Genomic DNA, 15,656 nt, shown 5'->3' on the forward strand with positions numbered 1-15,656 from the left:
CCCGCCCGCCCTGTTCAGTTTTGGAGCGCACGAGACGTGAGCAACATCCCCGAGACCGGCCGAACCCGGCGGGTGACGATCCGTCTGGTGGTGCTGCAGATCCTGGTGGTCTCGCTGCTCGCCACCCTCGGCGGACGGCTCTGGTACCTGCAGATCCGCAACGCCAGCGTCTACACCGCCAAGGCGACCGGCAACCACATCCGCGAGGTCGTCGAACCGGCCGTCCGCGGCGAGATCCTGGACGCCTCCGGCCGCATCCTCGCCGGCAACGAGACCAAACTCGTCGTCTCGGTCAGCCGCACCTCGCTGCTCCAGCAGAAGGACGCCGGCAAGGCGGTGCTGACCCGGCTCGCCGAGGTGCTCGGGATGCCCGCCAAGGACGTCCAGGAGAAGGTCCGGCTCTGCGACGCCAAGACGCAGCAGCCCTGCTGGAACGGTTCTCCTTACCAGCCGATCCCGGTCACCAAGGAGGCGACCACCCAGCAGGCGATGCAGATAATGGAACGCCGCGAGGACTTCCCCGGGATCACCGCCCAGCCCACCGCCGTGCGCCACTACACCGGCGCCGAGGGCGCCAACCTCGCCCAGGTGCTCGGCTACCTCTCGCCGGTCACCGACGACGAGGTCTCCAAGACCGCCGACAAGGCCGGCCTCGACCGCTACCTGCCGGCCGACCAGATCGGCCGGGCCGGCCTGGAGTCCGTCTACGACCGCGACCTGCGCGGCACCGCCGGCATCACCAAGCTCGAGGTGGACAACCTCGGCCGGGTCATCGGCACCGCCGACCAGGCCGCCCCGCAGACCGGCAACAACCTGGTGACCAGCATCGACGCCAAGGTGCAGAAGGTCGTCGAGGACAACCTGGCGCAGGCCATGGGCGACGCCCGCAAGACCTTCGACAAGGTCACCAACCGCAACTACGAGGCCGACTCCGGCGCCGCCGTCGTGATGGACGTGCACACCGGGCGGATCGTCGCGATGGCCAGCGCCCCCACCTACGACCCCAACCTGTGGCAGGGCGGCATCAGCGGCAAGGACTACCAGGCGCTGACCAGCAAGGAGTCCAACTTCCCGCTGCTCAACCGGGCCATACAGGGTCAGTCCGCCCCCGGCTCGACCTTCAAGGTCATCTCCACCACCGCCGCCGTCCAGGCCGGCTACTCGCTCGACGGCCGCTACGACTGCCCGAAGGCCATGACCATCGGCGGCCGCGAGTTCAAGAACTTCGAGAGCGAGAGCTTCGGGGCGATCTCCCTGGAGCGCGCGCTGGAGGTCTCCTGCGACACCGTCTTCTACGGCCTGGCGTACGACCAGTGGATGAAGGACGGCGGCATCAAGCCGAAGAAGGACCCGGGCGACTGGTTCTTCAAGACCGCCCACCAGTTCGGCCTCGGCGCCAAGACCGGCATCGACCTGCCCAGCGAGGTCCCCGGCCGGGTCCCCGACCGGCAGTGGAAGCAGTCCTTCTACGACAACAACAAGGACGCCTGGTGCAAGCAGGCGGAGAAGGGCGGCAACACCTTCTCCGACCAGATCGCCCGGGAGAACTGCGTCGACGGCTACCAGATGCGCGCCGGTGACGCCGTCAACTTCGCGATCGGCCAGGGCGACACCCTGGTCACCCCGGTCCAGATGGCCCGGATCTACTCGGCGCTCGCCAACGGCGGCACCTTCTACCGGCCCACCGTCGCCAAGGCCGTGATAAGCCCGGGCGGGGATCTCGTCCGCGAGATCGCCCCGCACGAGGACGGCCGGCTGCCCGGAGACCAGAAGCTGCTCGGCTACATCGACCAGGCCACCGCGGGCGTCATCACCAGCGGCACCGCCGCCTGGAAGTTCACCGGCGCGGGCTGGCCCCAGGGCAAGATCGAGCTGCACGCCAAGACCGGCACCGCCGAGGTCGAGGGCAAGCAGACCACCTCGTGGCTGACCACCTACAGCCGCGACTACGCGGTCGTGATGACGATAAGCCAGGGCGGCACCGGCTCCGGCGGCTCCGGCGACGCGATCCGGCGGATCTACCAGTCCCTGTACGGCGTCGACGACAAGGGCAACATCGACCAGGGCAAGGCGCTGCTGCCCAAGCCGCAGGCCGAGCTGCCGAAGTTCAACCCGGACGGCACCGCGATCATCAAGCCGGTGTCCTTCGCCACCGGGGCCGGCGACCCCGGGGTGGCCGGCGGCTCGCCGCGGGTCTTCCTGGACCCGGACCGCTCCGGCGGCACCCCGGTGCCCGTGGCCGCCGCGGTCGCGGCCGCCGTCGAACCCACCCGCTCCAGCACCGGAAGGGGCCGGGCATGACCTCCTACGGTTCCTACCGCCAGCTCCGGCTCGCCCCGCAGCGCGGCGGGGTGCCCAAGGCGCTGGCCAAGGACTCCCCGCTGTGGCGGATCGACTGGATACTGCTGCTGGCCGCGGCCGTGCTGTCACTGGGCAGCTCGCTGCTGGTCTGGTCGGCCACCCGGGGACGCGACTCCCTCACCCACGGCGACCCGCAGTACTTCCTGTTCCGGCACCTGACCAACGTCATGGTCGGGGCGGTGCTGTGCGCGGTGGTGATAACGATAGGGAGCCGGCGGTTCCGCACCGTGGTGCCCTTCCTGTACGCCGGTGTGATCCTGCTGCTGGTGGCCACCCTGAGCCCGCTCGGCTCGACCATCAACGGCCAGCACTCCTGGATCCAGCTGGGCGGCGGCTTCTCCGTGCAGCCGGCCGAGTTCGCCAAGCTCGCGATCGTGCTGTCCATGGCCCTGGTGATGTCCGACCAGGTGGACGCCGGCGAGCGCGAGTTCCCGGCGAACAAGGCGGTGTTCCGGGCGCTGGTCTGGGCCACCCTGCCGATGGCGATCGTGATGCTGATGCCGGACGCCGGCTCGGTGATGGTGATGGCCGTCATCGTGCTGGGCATCCTGCTCGCCTCCGGCGCGGCCAACCGCTGGGTGTTCGGACTGATCCTGGCCGGCGTCGGCGGCTGCGTCGCGATCTGGAAGCTCGGCGTGCTGAGCAAGTACCAGATCGACCGCTTCGCGGCCTTCGCCAACCCGGCGCTCGACCCGTCCGGCGTCGGCTACAACACCGCCCAGGCCCGGATCGCGATCGGCTCCGGCGGACTGACCGGCAAGGGCCTGTTCCACGGCACCCAGACCACCGGCCAGTTCGTGCCGGAGCAGCAGACCGACTTCGTCTTCACGGTCGCCGGGGAGGAGCTGGGCTTCCTCGGGGCGATGGCGATCATCGTGCTGCTGGGCGTGGTGCTCTGGCGGGGCTGCCGGATCGCCCGCCAGGCCACCGACCTGTACGGCACCATCGTGGCGGCCGGGGTGGTCGCCTGGTTCGCCTTCCAGGGCTTCGAGAACATAGGGATGTGCCTGGGCATCATGCCGGTGGCCGGCATCCCGCTGCCGTTCGTCTCCTACGGAGGATCGTCGATGTTCTCCACCTGGGTGGCGATCGGACTGCTCCAGGCGGTGCAGAGTCAACGGCCGATAGCGGCCTGAGCGGTCGCGCGCACGGCGGAGGGCCGGTCCGGGGACCCCCGGACCGGCCCTCCGCCGTGTCGAGCGGTGTCGGGCGGTGTCGAGCCGTGGCTACGGCAGTAGCAGGTCGGCGGCGGCGAGCACCGCCCGGGACTGGTGGGCCACCTGTGTCCCGACCGGGACCCACCGGGTGCCGAGGCGCTGCAGACCCTCCAGACTCGCCGCGGCCACCCCCCGCGCCCGTGCCCGGGCCGCGTCCGCCGCCGGACCGCCGCTGTCCGCGAGCAGCCGCAGCAGCATCGCGGCGATCCGCAGCGGCAGCCGCTCGGCGACGATCCGGGCCGTGGTCACCCGGGACACCGACAGCGCGGCCGCCGACCAGTTCGCCAGCCAGTCCTCCACCACCGGCGGGCAGACCGCCAGATTGAACTCGACCGAGCGCAGCAGCGGCCCGTACGCCACCCCCGCGTGCGTCGGCACCTGCGGCAGCAGGGCGGTCAGCTCCGCCGCCCGGGACCGCAGCCGGTCCGCGCAGGTCGCCATGGTGGCGGCCACGTCCGGGGCCGGACGGTGGTCGCCGACCGCGTCGACCGCCCACATCGGGACCTCCAGCACGGCCGTGGTCCCGCCGTGGCGCCCCGCGTACGCCCAGGTGGACAGCTCGGGGCGGTCCGGCAGCGGCTGCCGGCTCCGGCCCGGCGGCGGCATCAGATAGGTGCCGGGGGCCGGGCTGGCCCAGCCGAGCGCGTCGTAGGAGTCGACGTCCAGCGGGATGCCGCCGCGGGCCGCCGAACGGGCGAAGCGCCCGGCCAGGGCCGGCAGCGGCCGGGTGAGCTGCACGAAGGCGCCGCCGAAGTCCACGCCGTGCAGCGAGCACTGGAGCACCGGCCGCAGCTCGTCGATCAGCCCGGTCAGCACCCGGCTCTCCGGCATCGCGGTGAGCGGACCGTCCGGGTGCGGCAGCAGCTCGGGCTGCTCGTGGAAGGCCGGCCGGAAGAAGTGCTCGTAGTGCCGGGCCGCGGTGAGCGGCCCGTTCAGCCAGCCCTCGTTCAGCGCGGCGCCGTCCGGGTCCAGACAGAGCAGGACGTGCCAGCCGACCCCGGGGCGGGGCGGCTGCGCCAGCGCCTCCTCGGCCAGCCGGAGGGCGGCGGCCAGGCCGACCGGCTCGTTCGGGTGCGGGCCGCCGACCACCAGGACGGTGTGCTCGCCGTCGTCCACCGAGAGCAGCACCAGCGGGCGTCCGGCGCGGGAACGGCCCACCTCGCGCACCCGGCAGCGGCCGGGGTGGCGGCGGGCCAGCCCGCGGGCCGCGGCGATCGCCCGGGCCACGGTCGGGTAGCTCTCGGTCTCGTTGCACGGGCTGTCGATCCGGCGCGTCCGCCGGCCCGTGTCGGTCATGGCTCTCCTGTCCTCGGGGGCGGGCGGGTCGGCGCGGTCGGGGGCCTGGGCCGGGAGTCCGGCGCGGCGTCGCGCCGGGCCGCCCGGCACGGCCGGTGCGCGCGCGGCCAACTCCCTTGTCCCGGGGGCGCACAGGACCTTCCGGTGGAGCCTTGCCAGTACCGCACGCGGCCTCGGAGCGTGTCAACAGTCGCCGGGGCCCCGCGGTGGGGCCGCGTTCACGTGCCGGGACCTGTCCGTACACCCCTCGGCACGGACGGTCGCGCCGCCCGCGGCCGGTCCCGGGGCGACCGCGCCCGGGCCCGGCGAACACGGCGGTTCGGCTACCCTTGAGGGTCACCCCTCCCAGCCGTCGCCGTGCCGAGCGCGGCGGTTCCGAACGTCGTAAGGGTTCCTGGTACTCATGACTGTCGAATCGGTCTTCCCACGCCTGGAGGCTCTCCTCCCGCACGTCCAGAAGCCGATCCAGTACGTCGGCGGCGAGCTCAACTCGACCGTCAAGGACTGGGACGCCTGCGACGTCCGCTGGGCGCTCATGTACCCCGACGCTTACGAGGTGGGCCTGCCCAACCAGGGCGTCATGATCCTCTACGAGGTGCTCAACGAGCAGGAGGGCGTGCTCGCCGAGCGCACCTACAGCGTGTGGCCGGACCTCGAGGCGCTGATGCGCGAGCACGGCGTGCCCCAGTTCACCGTGGACGCCCACCGGCCGGTCAAGGCGTTCGACGTGTTCGGGCTCTCCTTCTCCACCGAGCTCGGTTACACCAACATGATGGCCGCGCTCGAACTGGCCGGCATCCCGCTGGAGGCCCGCGACCGCACCGAGGACGACCCGGTGGTGCTGGCCGGCGGTCACGCCGCGTTCAACCCCGAGCCGATCGCGGACTTCATCGACTGCGCGGTGATCGGTGACGGCGAGCAGGCCGTGCTCGACATCACCAGGATCGTCCGGGAGTGGAAGGCCGGGGGCCGCCCGGGCGGCCGCGACGAGCTGCTGCTGCGGCTGGCCCGCACCGGCGGCGTGTACGTGCCGCGGTTCTACGACGTCGAGTACCTGCCGGACGGCCGGATCGGCCGGGTCGTGCCCAACGCCCCCGGCGTGCCGTGGCGGGTCTCCAAGCACACCGTGATGGACCTCGACGAATGGCCCTACCCCAAGCAGCCGCTCGTCCCGCTCGCGGAGACCGTGCACGAGCGGATGTCCGTGGAGATCTTCCGCGGCTGCACCCGCGGCTGCCGCTTCTGCCAGGCCGGCATGATCACGCGCCCCGTGCGGGAGCGAAGCATCACCGGCATCGGCGAGATGGTGGAGCGCGGGCTCAAGGCCACCGGCTTCGAGGAGGTCGGCCTGCTGTCGCTGTCCTCGGCCGACCACACCGAGATCGCGGACGTCGCCAAGGGCCTGGCCGACCGCTACGCCGAGGACAAGATCGGCCTCTCCCTGCCGTCCACCCGCGTGGACGCCTTCAACATCGACCTCGCCAACGAGCTCAGCCGCAACGGCCGCCGCTCCGGCCTCACCTTCGCCCCCGAGGGCGGCAGCGAGCGGATGCGCAAGGTGATCAACAAGATGGTGTCGGAGGAGGACCTCATCCGCACCGTCGCCACCGCGTACGGCAACGGCTGGCGCCAGGTGAAGCTGTACTTCATGTGCGGCCTGCCCACCGAGACCGACGAGGACGTGCTCCAGATCGGCGAGATGGCGAAGAACGTCATCCAGAAGGGCCGCGAGGTCACCGGCCAGAACGACATCCGCTGCACCGTCTCCATCGGCGGTTTCGTGCCCAAGCCGCACACCCCGTTCCAGTGGGCCCCGCAGCTGTCCGCCGAGGCCACCGACGCCCGCCTGGCCAAGCTGCGCGACTCGATCCGCGGCGACCGCAAGTACGGCAAGAACATCGGCTACCGCTACCACGACGGCAAGCCCGGCATCGTCGAGGGCCTGCTCTCGCGCGGCGACCGCCGGGTCGGCGCGGTCATCCGGGCGGTCTACGAGGACGGCGGCCGCTTCGACGGCTGGCGCGAGCACTTCTCCTACGACCGCTGGATGGCCTCCGCCGAGAAGGGCCTGGCCGGCACCGGCGTCGACGTCGACTGGTACACCACCCGCGAGCGCGGCTACGAGGAGGTCCTGCCCTGGGACCACCTGGACAGCGGCCTCGACAAGGACTGGCTCTGGGAGGACTGGCAGGACGCCCTGGAGGAGGTCGAGGTCGACGACTGCCGCTGGACCCCGTGCTTCGACTGCGGCGTGTGCCCCCAGATGGACACGGCCATACAAATCGGCCCCACGGGCAAGAAGATGCTCCCGCTGACGGTCGTCGGCGGCCCTGGCCAGCAGAAGTAGGTGGCGGAGTGGGTGGCACGGTCGGCGAGCTGTGTGACTTACTTCACACTCTTTCGGAGGATGAGCGGAAGCTCGTCCTGGGCGCGCTCTTCGTGACGCGCGCCCAGGACGAGCCCGCCCCGCCCTCCGGGAAGGCCCGGCAGGGCGGCCAGAGGACCCCTCTGCCCGCCGCCCGGAGTGCCCCGGGCATCGAGACCTCGATCGAGTGGGTCTGACCGCTTGAGCGGCCGTAGAGCGAATTGGCCTCTCCCTTCATCGCAGGGGAGAGGCCAATCGCGTTCTGGCGCCAGAAGGTCAGGCCGGGCTCTGGGGCCTGCCCTGGCTTTCACGCTGATCGGCAGGGGCCCCAGCGCTGTCGGGGCTGACCGTCGGCGTGCCGGGTGCCGCCTGGAGGCGACGATCCCGCCTACGGCTGTTGCGCCGGCGGGGGAGGGGAGTCGTCCTCGTCGGGCGCGGCCACGGAGGCAGGCGCTTCGCGCTTGATCGTCTTCATGGCCACCCGGTGATCCCAGAAACGGGACCACCAGGTGAGTCGGTCGCTGGACTGCCCCGGCAGTGTGGCCCTGGCCACAATCCCGACGGCGACCGCCGACACCAGGAGGAAGGCGAGCAGCCCGACGACCCACCACGGGGTGTCGTCGGGCAAGGTGATCTGCGGCATGGAGATTCCCCGAGAAGGGGGCACCCTCGGCTAGGCGGCCAGACTCCAACCGGAACGGTGCCCCTGCTGACTGGCGGCCGGCAGGGGCCTTTGCTCAGGTCCTCGTGGCACCAGGGGTGCCGCCAGCCGATCCGAACCGCACACGCAGGACCAGTTCCGCGGTTCCTCGACAAGAGGGGCGCTCTGGGGCGCTGGGATGCTCTCCCAGACCACCAGGAGCAGCAGGTCCAAGGCCAGGCGTTCCATCTGTCGGTGGAGCCATCCCCGATGCGCAAGAACCGCGAGGTCGAGGCTGGTCAGGTTGCGCTCCCGATTCGACGAGAGGGCAGGCACCGAAAGCTGTCCGTGAAGGGCGCTCACGTAGGAACGGGCGATGGCAAAGACACCTTGCCTGCGAGCCGTAGCCATCCCCTCCTGCGAGAGGAGCGCTGGAAGCTCGTACGTGCGGGCCGCTCCCTCACCGGTCACCGAGCGATGTGCTTTGACGAGCCGATGGAGGCAGCCGAACAGGTCTTCGATCTCCTGGGCGGACCCGGAGGACGCAGCCGTTGTGGCAACCAGAGGTTCAACACGGCTCAGTTCGGCCTGATGGGCTGCGATGTGCACCTGAGCCAGCCAGCGGGCGGCTTCCGCCTTCCCGCTCCCATTTCGGGCTCTGACGACAAGCAGTGGGCTGACAGGCCAACTGCCCCTGAGGCTAGGGCCGATCAGGACATGGGGCGGCTCACTCCGAGGCACATCCCTCAGGCTAGGGCATGTGAGCCTCGAATTCGCGAACAGGGCAGAACAGTCGTGTGAGCCTGTGCCTCTGCCGGCTCGGGTGGTGGATCAGTGCTGTGAGCCTCGCTCCTGATGAGGTTGTGCCGCTTTCGGGTGGCGATCGGCGAAAGTCAGCTACCTCCTACGAGTGACAGGTGAGCAGTGGCCGACCCGGACAGGCTGTCCAGGAGCGCCTTGCCCTTCTCGGCCGTCCCGAGCGACGGGCGGCCGATGATGCCGTTCCGGGTGTACCCCGCCATGCCCAGGGTGAGGAGGTGCGGGCGCTCCGGGGCGTCGTGGTCGTCGCCTTCGACGCCGTCCCGGACGAGTTCCGGGGCGCCGTGGAGCAGCAGGGAGACCTCCAGCTCGCCGCCGTGCATGTCCTCGGCGCCGCTGCTCTCCAGTCCGGCGGCCTCGCGGGCCCGGTGCCAGTCCTCGCGGACCGGGAAGAGGGCGACGCGCGGGCCCTCGGTGTTGGCCTCCTGGACCACGTTGGAGAGGACGTAGTTCCCGCCGTGCCCGTTCACGATCAGCAGGCCGGGTACGCCGGACGCCCGGAGGGACTTCCAGATGTCGTTGATCACGGCGTAGAGCGTGGCGGCGCTGATGCTGACGGTGCCGGGCATGTGCGCGTGCTCGTGGGAGCAGGACAGCGTGATGGGCGGCAGGAGGAACAGGTCGTGGTCGGCGGCGATCCGCTGGGCGATCAGGCTGGCGACGACGGTGTCCGTGGTCAGGGGAAGGTGGTCGCCGTGCTGCTCGAAACTGCCGACCGGCAGTACGGCGATCCTGGCGCCGCGCCGGCGTTCGTCTGCGGAGGTGGCGGCCGTGATCAGTGCGTCCATGGGCCCAGCCTCTCCCATCGGGCCGTCAGCGGTCGAGAGGGCTCCCGCCGCTCATCAGGGTCAAGCGGCTCGTGAACGTGGCCACTTCAGGTACGGCGCTCCACCGCTGTAGGGCTCTGCCTGCGGCGGACAGTTCGGACATCGCGCGGGCCGACTCGGTGTCGACGGCGATCGACAGCGCGCGGTCGGCCGCGGCGGCGGCCTGCTCGGGTTCACCGGAGACCGCGTAGGCGCGCGCCAGCCGGGAGAGGTAGACGCCCTGGTCGTTGCGGTAGACCGCCGGGAGGATTCGGAGCTCTGCCTCGAACATGCCCACGGCCGTGTGCGGGTCGCCGAGTTCGATCAGGCAGTTCGCCCGCTGCATCTCGATGTAGGTCGGTGTGCAGTACGCGAGATCAAGAGCATCGTCGGCGTGCGAGTCGTCCGGTGAGGCGGCGACCTGGTGGGCCTCGTCGAACTTCTCCTGGGCGAAGCGTGGGTTGCCCATGAGCGCGTGCCCCTGGGCCTCCTGCTGCGCAGCCAGGGCCCGGATCCGGTGCGTAGCTCCGACCGACCGTTGGGCCGCGCGGGCAAGACTGACGGCCTTCTGGGCATTGCGCTGGGCGGTGGCCTGGTTGCTCTTCCGGAAGAGTACGTAGGCGGCCATCACGTCGTCGCCGGCCTCCTGGGCCCACTCCATGGCGCGGTCCGACCAGTACAGGGCCTGGTCGAAGTCCCCGAGATCCTGGTTCAGCCAGCCCAGGAACTCCGCGGTGCGGGCGCCGATGGTGAGGAGTTCGTCCCGGGCGCGGCCCTCGGCGTCCTGCTGGAGACGGTCGAGCAGTCGGACGTGCCGCGTGACCGCGTCGAGCGCGTGGCGGGAGCCGAGCAGGTTCGCGGCCTTGTAGTGGCCGGGCATCGCGCAGCGCAGATGGCTGACGAAGAGGTCGGGGTCGATCGGGGCGTTGAGGCTCCGCGCGCCGGTGGAAGACTCCGGCGGGCGCCGCCGAGGCTGCGGGACCGGTCCCGCCTGCTCCCACGGCTGATCGGACAGCCCGAGCATGCGCCCCGGGATGTGGAGTCCGTCGGCGATCCGCTCGATGAGATCGATTTTCTCGATCTTGCGTTTCCCGGAAATGACTTCACCGACTCGGCTCGGTGTCATGTCACAGGCGCGAGCAATGAGTGACGGGTAGATCCCCGCCAGCTTGAGCAGCCGGAAGACGGAGGAGAAGTCGCGTCTTCGACAGGCGGCGATCATCTCGGGGTGGGAGAGCAGACCTGCGGGTAGCCGGTCCGGTACGCGAGCCTCGGTCACCACTGCCCCCGCTGTCGATCATCAGCCACCGCAAGCAAGTTGATTGCCTGTGAGTTTACCCACACTGGGTAATCAGCTTGGGTACGAAGTCCGCACTCCCGCTCGGCAACCTGGGGTCAAGGGCCGGAACGTCCAGGTTCGGGCCGTCCATTGGGACATCGGGAGGCGGTGTACGTGATCAGCTCGGGAGACCCCCAAGACGGCCCCGAACCCTACGGGCCGGCCGACGGCATAGCCGCGTTCGAGGCGAGGCTCACGCGGCACAGGCGATCCGCGCAGGTCGCCAGGAGCCACCTGCGCGAGTTCCTGCGCAGAGTCCCGGGCGGCCGCTCCCTCGTCGGGGACGGTCAGCTGGTGCTCGGTGAACTGGTGGCCAACGCGGTGGTGCACGCGCAGGTCTCGCCCGGCCGTGAGATCGCCGTCCGGTTCGAGGTGCTGTGCGGCCACCTGCGGATCGAGGTCCATGACGCGAGCAGCGAGAAGCCCGCGATCCGGCGCACCGCCGACCCGGAGGACCCTTCGGGACGTGGGCTGTACCTGGTCGAGGCCCTGTCCCTCGAATGGGGTTACGGACCCCGGCCGGAAGGCGTCGGAAAGATCGTCTGGGCTCTGGTGAGCCCGAAGGGCGGTGCGGAATGAGCAGGCGAGAGCCCGGGGCACCGGCGCGGTGCTTCTACTGCGGCGCGGGGCTGGGGAAGGCGCTGACCCGAACCATCGTGGTCAACGGCCGGACGGTCGGTGTTCACCGGTGGCACCCGCGCCGTGCGGGGGAGGTGGCGGGGAGATGACTGCGCCTGAAGAGCTCGGTGGAGCGGGGCAGGAAGCGGGCTCCCTGTACCTGTTCCCAGTGATCGCGGAAGTCCGGGGCATCACCGCGCCCGCGTGCTTCAGCAAGCTGACGGACGCGATGGCCGCGCTGCTGCGGACGCTCGCTGTGCTTCCGCTGAGTCCGGACCAGCACGGCTACTTCGCCGAGTTGCTCGGACCGTCGGAGGCGCAGGCGGTCGGGCAGCGGCTCGCGACGCAGGGAGAGGTGCGGGCCCTGGCCTTCCTCGACCTGACCCCGACCCTGGTCCGGCTGTACCCCGCCGGTCCTGGGGCTCCACGGTGATCCGGTACCTGCGGGCCTGGCGGGACCGGGCTTCGACGTGGTGGCTGCTCGACGGCCAGTTCTCCTGGCCCGTTCGGGCAGTCTCACCCGGGCGCCGAGCCGCGCATCGCGACGTCATGGCGTGGTGCGACGAGCCCGGCTTCGCCGACGTCCAGCGAGCCCTCCTGATGTGGCGGATCCGGCGCGAGAGGACTGGCGCTGACGATCCGCTGCTCGGCCTGACCGAGGCGGAACTCTTCCGGCGGATCTTCGCCTGCGACGACCCGGGACGGGACCGCTCATGACCTGATCAGGAACAACCGAACACGTGCCGGACCACCCCGGAACCTTGGCGGGAGAGGGGTGGTCCGGTGGGTCGGAACCCGATGCCGATGGTATCGGGCTCCTCGGCATGTCAGTGCACGGATGGCCCGGTTCGGTTCTTGACCAGGGGAGTTGAAGAACAGTTGGACGGGGACGACGACTTCGGTGCGGAGTTGGCGGCGAGCCTCGACCCTGACTCGTGGGTGTGGCTGCCGGGCGTGGACTACGCGGCCGGCTGGCGGGTGGCGAGGCAGACCGCAGACGAGCTGAACAGTCTGCTCGCCGCATGCGGCGTGGCCCGTACGCAGTTGCGTGCCATCGCCGACACGGACTCCACCGGTGGCCCGGTGGTCCGGCTTGAAGGCATTGCCGAGGGATGGCTCAGCCTTGAAGAGCTCTTGTGTCTGGCTGCGGCTGTCCGCCGAGGGGCGCACTGACTGGGTCTGGTGATCGCAGAACTCCCACCAGACCCAACCGGTTGGCTGCTTCGTCCCGAACCAACCTGGGCATGCCCTCGACCGGGGATCCAACTGTCGCTGAGCTGCGCAAACAGTCGCTGCGTGTCCGTGGTCGTCTGCGGGCGTGTGGGGCTGCTGTACCGCAGTAAGACACTCAGGTCTGGATCCTTGCGCTTGATCGCTAAGGTGACTACAACCGCCGTTCCGCCGGCGTTACACCTCCCGGGGTTGATCGTCGCGCTCACTGGGGAAGTCGTAGCCACCCTCGCTGTCAGCGGGCCCTGCTTTGCTTGCGAGGGGCATCTCAAGGTGAGGGAAGGTGTGCTGTGACAGTCGATAGGCGAGCAAAGATCGAGGAGCTCATCTCTGAGAGCCATGAGATGGAGCGTGACTTCTCCGCCTGGCAAGTCGCCGGTGAGCTATCAGCTGACGACCTGACAGCAGGTGCGCAGAGATATGTCCACTGGTATTACCGAGCTCTCGACCTGATTCCTGATGCGGAGAGCGAGCAGTTTCGGAATATGTACGAAGGGGGATCATTCGTCAAAAGGATTAGGGCATTCATCTCATCTCCGCTCCAGGTGAATGAATTGCTGGCCGCTGGCGAGAATATCCCAGAGTCATTCAAGTGGCTCCATCCTTACCAGAAGTCATTCGCGGAGAGCATTGGGATCCAGAGGTCAATCCTCGCGGCTGCAATCTATGGCAGGGTCGAAGTGGCTCCCGTACTGGATGAACTCGCTACTTATTTTTCCAGAATTCCCGAATACTTGCGAACTCTTTCCCTGAGTGGGCGCGACAGAGTCGTGGCTCCTGTTATCTCAGATGAGAAAGATCTCCAGGCTCTCGTTCATGCCCTTTTGAAGCTTCATTATGACGATGTGCGGCCGGAAGACTATGCGGCACAGCATGCCGGCGCCAGATCGAGGGTTGATTTCCTCATCAGGGAGGCTGGCGTAGTCGTGGAAACAAAAATGACCCGCGATGGCCTCACGGATCGGAGGGTTGGCGAGGAGCTGCTAATTGACTGGGGCAGGTATTCCCGCCACCCCGACTGTCGGGGAATTATTGCTCTGATTTATGACCCCGATTTCAGAATCTCCAACCCGGTGGGCTTGGCTTCTGATCTTTCGCGAGATCAAGGATCTCCGGCCACACGCGCGATTGTGGTTCGATGAAAACGGGTGCACCAAGGATGCGAGGGCTGAATTTGTGACTAATGTTTCTCTGTCGGGAGCCTCGGTATCACAGGCGGCTCCGTGGTCGGTATCGCTGGCGATCGCGGCAGTCCCGGCCATCGCGGCGGTAATTGCCGCCCTGGTGGCAGCCCGGTCGGCTCGCCTGGCGAAGAAGAGTGAAATCAGTGCCCAGTATGCGCGCGACCTAGAGGCCAGGATCTCGGAAAAGAAGTACGAGGTCTACAAGCCGATGATTAACTTGATCAGGGATATGCTCGATCGGCGTCAGATAACGGAAGAGGATTCGCGCAGTAAGATTTCCGACTTCGCGACGTGGGTCATCATCTTTGGATCCGATGAGGCCGTGAGGGCGTTTCACCATTTTATGCAGGCGGCCTACCACTCGGCTCCGCCAAAGATCCTGATGAAGCTATATGCAGACTTTGTTCTGGCCGCCAGGCGGGATATGGGATATCCCGAGACTGACGTTCGGCAGACCGACTTTCTTGGAATGAGGATCACTGACATTTACGAGAATGACCTACTGCGGGGCGTTGACGATCCTCTGGCGGATCTGTGCCGCGAGGCTCAATGGTCGCCGCCGTGGCGTCAGGAATAGTTCGGCGCAGTCGTGACACTGCGGGCGGTGGAGCGGTTTTGGCCGGTGTCCTGTCAGGTCTGGGGGCGAGCATGATCGGGGGGCCGTAAGCTGCTGCGGCTCGGTCAGGGCTCTTGGGCCTGACCGCAGTGTGGCCGAGTGGCCCCCCGGTCTTGCTCGGCGCGGGTCCCGGGCCTGAGAGGTGGGTAAAACCGCGGAGCCGCCCGGCATCAGCCGTCGCGCGGCAGCCGGCGGGGCGGGGGTGCTTCTCCGTGGGCGGGCCAGGCGCCCGGCCCGGAACGGCCGCAAGGCCGCATGCCCGGCCGGGGCGGCTGGGGCCGCCCCCTTGAGTAAGTAGAGAAGGTTTGCGACAGGGTCAGCGGGCGGCCTCGGCGGCCTCGGCGGGCTGGGCTTCGATGGCGTAGGTGAGAGCGGCGGTTTCGGCGCCGAGGCGGGTCTCTTCGAGGATGAGAGGGCGGCCGGTCGCGCGGTCGTAAGTGGTGCGGTGGGTGACCAGGAGGACGGCCGCTTCGGAGAGCTTCAGGGCCTCGCGCTCGTCGGGCTGGGGGATGCGGGCGGTGACCCTTTCGCGCCAGGCGATGTCGTGGCCGGCGGCGGCGAGGGTTGCATACGCCTGGGCCGGGGTGGCGGCGGGCTGCTGGGCGAGCGGGGTGGCCTCGATGCGCTCCATGGGGAGCAGCAGGCGGTGGAGCGCACGGCCGCTACCAGTGGGGTCAGTCAGCAGCCGGTCGCAGCCGAGCATGAGTTCGTCCTGGTCCATCTCCAGCAGTGGCGCGGTGACCGCGTCGGTGCGGGTCCGGTAGACGGTGGGCTCCTCGGCGTGGCCGAACCAGGCATCGGTGGGCGTTGAGTAGGTGTTGCCCCGGCTGGTGACGGTGCGATCCAGGCTCCCGGCCGGGCCGTGGATGGCGGGGCGGACGAAGGTTCCGCGGCCCTGCTTCACATCCAACTGGCCCTCGCTGCGGAGCGCGGCGACGGCGAGCCTGACGGTCGGTCGGGAGACTCCGTACTTCTCGGCAAGGTCGGTCTCCGTGGGCAGCTGCGTGCCGGGCGGCCACTCCCCGGCGGCGATGGACTGTCGCATCGCCGCCGCTACCTGCTTGTGCAGTGCCTCGTTGCGGATGATCGCCATGGTGTTGACCCCTTGTGCGAGCGCCTGCGGTAGAGGGCCCGCCTCGTGTCGCGTCGTTTTCGAGAGTTCGGC

The 15,656-nt window shown here is 69.3% G+C and carries 14 protein-coding genes; 9 read left to right on the plus strand and 5 right to left on the minus strand.

Annotation, left to right across the window (positions count from 1 at the left end):
• Positions 1 to 36 precede the first annotated feature (36 nt).
• Entirely contained in the window at positions 37 to 2,301 is a 2,265-nt protein-coding gene (mrdA, locus tag ACIPYS_RS00280; protein WP_093862064.1) for a penicillin-binding protein 2, read from the plus strand.
• Positions 2,298 to 3,497 (plus strand): rod shape-determining protein RodA, encoded by a 1,200-nt coding sequence (rodA, locus tag ACIPYS_RS00285; RefSeq protein ID WP_093862065.1) that lies wholly within the window; start codon positions 2,298 to 2,300, stop codon positions 3,495 to 3,497. Before mrdA ends, rodA begins: the two co-directional genes overlap by 4 nt.
• Before the next feature lie 90 nt (positions 3,498 to 3,587).
• Here rodA and ACIPYS_RS00290 read toward each other — a convergent pair whose 3' ends face one another.
• Entirely contained in the window at positions 3,588 to 4,874 is a 1,287-nt protein-coding gene (locus ACIPYS_RS00290; protein WP_400741368.1) for a M14 family zinc carboxypeptidase, read from the minus strand.
• 403 nt (positions 4,875 to 5,277) lie between these two features.
• On the opposite strand from ACIPYS_RS00290, the gene ACIPYS_RS00295 reads away from it, so the two are divergent.
• Complete coding sequence (locus tag ACIPYS_RS00295) at positions 5,278 to 7,221, plus strand: TIGR03960 family B12-binding radical SAM protein (RefSeq protein ID WP_400741371.1); 1,944 nt, start codon at positions 5,278 to 5,280, stop codon at positions 7,219 to 7,221.
• A 406-nt stretch (positions 7,222 to 7,627) separates the two neighbouring features.
• Here the strand turns inward: ACIPYS_RS00295 and ACIPYS_RS00300 are convergent, their stop codons facing one another.
• The 3 genes from ACIPYS_RS00300 to ACIPYS_RS00310 form a co-directional block, all read right to left on the minus strand.
• Positions 7,628 to 7,882 (minus strand): hypothetical protein, encoded by a 255-nt coding sequence (locus ACIPYS_RS00300; protein WP_400741374.1) that lies wholly within the window; start codon positions 7,880 to 7,882, stop codon positions 7,628 to 7,630.
• Positions 7,883 to 8,772: 890 nt separating this feature from the next.
• Positions 8,773 to 9,486 (minus strand): creatininase family protein, encoded by a 714-nt coding sequence (locus ACIPYS_RS00305; RefSeq protein WP_400741376.1) that lies wholly within the window; start codon positions 9,484 to 9,486, stop codon positions 8,773 to 8,775.
• A gap of 25 nt (positions 9,487 to 9,511) precedes the next feature.
• Entirely contained in the window at positions 9,512 to 10,783 is a 1,272-nt protein-coding gene (locus ACIPYS_RS00310) for a hypothetical protein (protein WP_400741379.1), read from the minus strand.
• A gap of 174 nt (positions 10,784 to 10,957) precedes the next feature.
• Between ACIPYS_RS00310 and ACIPYS_RS00315 the strand changes: the two genes are divergently transcribed.
• The 6 genes from ACIPYS_RS00315 (at position 10,958) to ACIPYS_RS00340 (ending at position 14,452) form a co-directional block, all read left to right on the plus strand.
• Positions 10,958 to 11,422 carry an ATP-binding protein gene (locus ACIPYS_RS00315; RefSeq protein WP_400741381.1) on the plus strand — a complete coding sequence of 155 codons (465 nt, stop codon included), beginning with the start codon at positions 10,958 to 10,960 and terminating at the stop codon, positions 11,420 to 11,422.
• 145 nt (positions 11,423 to 11,567) lie between these two features.
• On the plus strand, positions 11,568 to 11,894 hold the full coding sequence (locus ACIPYS_RS00320; protein WP_400741383.1) for a hypothetical protein: 327 nt from the start codon (positions 11,568 to 11,570) through the stop codon (positions 11,892 to 11,894).
• On the plus strand, positions 11,891 to 12,178 hold the full coding sequence (locus ACIPYS_RS00325) for a hypothetical protein (protein WP_400741386.1): 288 nt from the start codon (positions 11,891 to 11,893) through the stop codon (positions 12,176 to 12,178). The genes ACIPYS_RS00320 and ACIPYS_RS00325 overlap by 4 nt, the downstream gene beginning before the upstream one ends.
• 162 nt (positions 12,179 to 12,340) lie before the next feature.
• Positions 12,341 to 12,634, plus strand: a complete 294-nt coding sequence (locus ACIPYS_RS00330; RefSeq protein WP_400741389.1) for a hypothetical protein — start codon at positions 12,341 to 12,343, stop codon at positions 12,632 to 12,634.
• Between the two features lie 347 nt (positions 12,635 to 12,981).
• Entirely contained in the window at positions 12,982 to 13,833 is an 852-nt protein-coding gene (locus ACIPYS_RS00335; RefSeq protein WP_400741392.1) for a hypothetical protein, read from the plus strand.
• A gap of 34 nt (positions 13,834 to 13,867) precedes the next feature.
• Positions 13,868 to 14,452 (plus strand): hypothetical protein, encoded by a 585-nt coding sequence (locus tag ACIPYS_RS00340; RefSeq protein WP_400741394.1) that lies wholly within the window; start codon positions 13,868 to 13,870, stop codon positions 14,450 to 14,452.
• A gap of 355 nt (positions 14,453 to 14,807) precedes the next feature.
• Here ACIPYS_RS00340 and ACIPYS_RS00345 read toward each other — a convergent pair whose 3' ends face one another.
• The gene (locus ACIPYS_RS00345; protein WP_400741397.1) at positions 14,808 to 15,584 is read right to left on the minus strand and encodes a GntR family transcriptional regulator; all 777 of its coding nucleotides are present in this window, start codon (positions 15,582 to 15,584) and stop codon (positions 14,808 to 14,810) included.
• Between the last annotated feature and the right edge of the window lie 72 nt (positions 15,585 to 15,656).

This window comes from Kitasatospora sp. NPDC089913 (assembly GCF_044748625.1).
GTDB lineage: Bacteria > Actinomycetota > Actinomycetes > Streptomycetales > Streptomycetaceae > Kitasatospora.

Excerpts from the sequence above, each read along its gene's own strand:
- rodA (WP_093862065.1), top strand. The coding sequence starts at position 2,298 with ATGACCTCCTACGGTTCCTACCGCCAGCTCCGGCTCGCCCCGCAGCGC.
- ACIPYS_RS00300 (WP_400741374.1), bottom strand. The coding sequence starts at position 7,882 with ATGCCGCAGATCACCTTGCCCGACGACACCCCGTGGTGGGTCGTCGGG.
- ACIPYS_RS00295 (WP_400741371.1), top strand. The coding sequence starts at position 5,278 with ATGACTGTCGAATCGGTCTTCCCACGCCTGGAGGCTCTCCTCCCGCAC.
- ACIPYS_RS00320 (WP_400741383.1), top strand. The coding sequence starts at position 11,568 with ATGACTGCGCCTGAAGAGCTCGGTGGAGCGGGGCAGGAAGCGGGCTCC.
- ACIPYS_RS00290 (WP_400741368.1), bottom strand. The coding sequence starts at position 4,874 with ATGACCGACACGGGCCGGCGGACGCGCCGGATCGACAGCCCGTGCAAC.
- ACIPYS_RS00305 (WP_400741376.1), bottom strand. The coding sequence starts at position 9,486 with ATGGACGCACTGATCACGGCCGCCACCTCCGCAGACGAACGCCGGCGC.
- ACIPYS_RS00345 (WP_400741397.1), bottom strand. The coding sequence starts at position 15,584 with ATGGCGATCATCCGCAACGAGGCACTGCACAAGCAGGTAGCGGCGGCG.